Source organism: Roseovarius sp. MBR-79, assembly GCF_053628555.1.
This window is the reverse complement of the sequence record NZ_JBRJGP010000069.1, coordinates 1-1776: the sequence shown is the minus strand read 5'-3', so window position 1 is coordinate 1776 and position 1776 is coordinate 1. Positions and strand designations below refer to the sequence as shown.

Annotated in this window: 1 protein-coding gene and 1 pseudogene; both read left to right on the top strand. The window is 53.2% G+C overall.

What is annotated here, in order from left to right:
• Window positions 1–94: 94 nt before the first annotated feature.
• Window positions 95–406, top strand: a pseudogene (locus ACSSV8_RS20145) (transposase); the annotation flags it as partial.
• A 215-nt stretch (window positions 407–621) separates the two neighbouring features.
• The gene (locus ACSSV8_RS20140; protein ID WP_454283671.1) at window positions 622–1719 is read left to right on the top strand and encodes a nuclease-related domain-containing protein; all 1098 of its coding nucleotides are present in this window, start codon (window positions 622–624) and stop codon (window positions 1717–1719) included.
• The last annotated feature ends 57 nt before the right edge of the window (window positions 1720–1776 follow it).

The window sequence follows — 1776 nt, the reverse complement described above, 5'->3', positions numbered from 1 at the left end:
GCCCATGACCCTTGACCTCGCCGCCTGATCAGGCCCAAATCAACCCGCCCGGAGAACGCCGCCGGAGAATTTCCACCAGATTCGAGACACGACCATCTTCAACACCGATCAGGGATCGCAGTTCACCAGCGGCGACTGGATCGATGAGCTGAAGGCGGCCAAGGTGAAGATATCGATGGATGGCAAAGGCCGCTGGATCGATAATCGCATGATCGAGCGCCTCTGGCGATCTCTGAAATACGAATGCGTTTACCTGCGCGCCTTCGAGACCGGGTCACAAGCCCGGGAGGGTATCGGCCAATGGCTCGCCTATTACAATGCCGAACGGCCCCACTCGACCCATGGCATATTGACCCCCGACGAGGTCCATGCCAGCAAAACGGAACCCATGAAAATGGCAGCCTGATGTGAAACCCTGATCCACCTTAACTGGGCTGCATTCTGGTCGAAAAAGCAGGACCACCTCTCTCCCGTGACCGGACATCTGTTGTTCAGCTACGATCGCAACACCCAAGAAGCCCAAGGGCGCAAGGTTACCGGATGCACTCTTTGCGGAAGAGATTCCACTTCATTGCAACCGCCGTCTGGCTATAGTGAACCAACTGAGGGAGAACACAGCTTATGAAGGTGACAATTTGCGGTCGTGGTGTCCACAAACGCGAAGTTAAAAGCATTGAACGGTTGAAAAGGGATTTGCCTTCGGACTGGTACGCATTCACCAATCTCGATCTGGTTCTGGGCCTTGGAAAAACGCGCGAGGTTGATCTTGTCATCGTCAGCCCGCATCGCGTCTTCTTAATTGATATCAAGGAATGGCACGGAAAGATCGAAAACAAGGACGGGCGTTGGTTTCAAAACGGCGAAGATAAAGGTCCGTCTCCAGTAAAAAAGATAAGTGATATCTCCCGTGAGGTTCTACCGCTACTGTCCTCGGCGCTGAAAATGCGTCCCGTCGACCAGAAGGGTGCTGTCCCGAAGTTAGAGGGCCTCGTAGTCCTCGCCGGTACCGCAACGGCTGACCATCTTGTTGGATTGGAAAAGTCGAAGGTCCTTACACTGGATCAGTTTGTTAAACTGATGGGCGACGAAAAGCGAATGACGGAGGTTTTTGGTGAGCCGTGGACGCAATTCCGGTATATGCCGCTGACGGAGCAAATCTGGAAGAATATGCTGCACAGTTTCTTCAATGCATCATCCCCGCAATCTCCATTCAAGCATGGCAAGCGGCGATTCCAGAGATACGTAGCTGAAGACGAACCTTGTTTTGAGCATCCTCGCGACATTTACCAAGAATTCGAAGCAAGTGACGAGGATAGCAAGAACAATCTTGGGATTCTCAGGCTTTGGGATTTTACAAAGTGCAGCGACGGTCGGTTTCAAACCGAAGATGGTCGCCTCGAAATAGCGGGGCGAGAGAAGCAAGTGTATCATTGGCTTCTGGACCGTGACCAAGATTTTGAACGTACACTGCTTACGCCGCGGTTGGATGATCCAGATCGTGGTGCACGCTACTGGGAAATCTTCGACCGCCGCCGTCGCATGGCCCGCCTCAAGGACTATTCGGTGAGGGAGTCTACTTCATCCCTGCCTGCGGCGCGCGTAGAGCTGGCCCGCCAGTTGGTTGCCGCCGTTGCCTCAATGCACCGTCATAATGCGGCTCACCTCGATCTCGGCGGTCATAGGGTAATCCCCCCCGAAATTAAGGGGCTTCAAAAGTAGAATTTTCTCGGCAAGATGAACGAGGAGAATTCGAATGAAGACAAGCAGATACACTGA

Coding starts and splice junctions, on each gene's coding strand:
- ACSSV8_RS20140 (WP_454283671.1), top strand. CDS start 622: ATGAAGGTGACAATTTGCGGTCGTGGTGTCCACAAACGCGAAGTTAAA.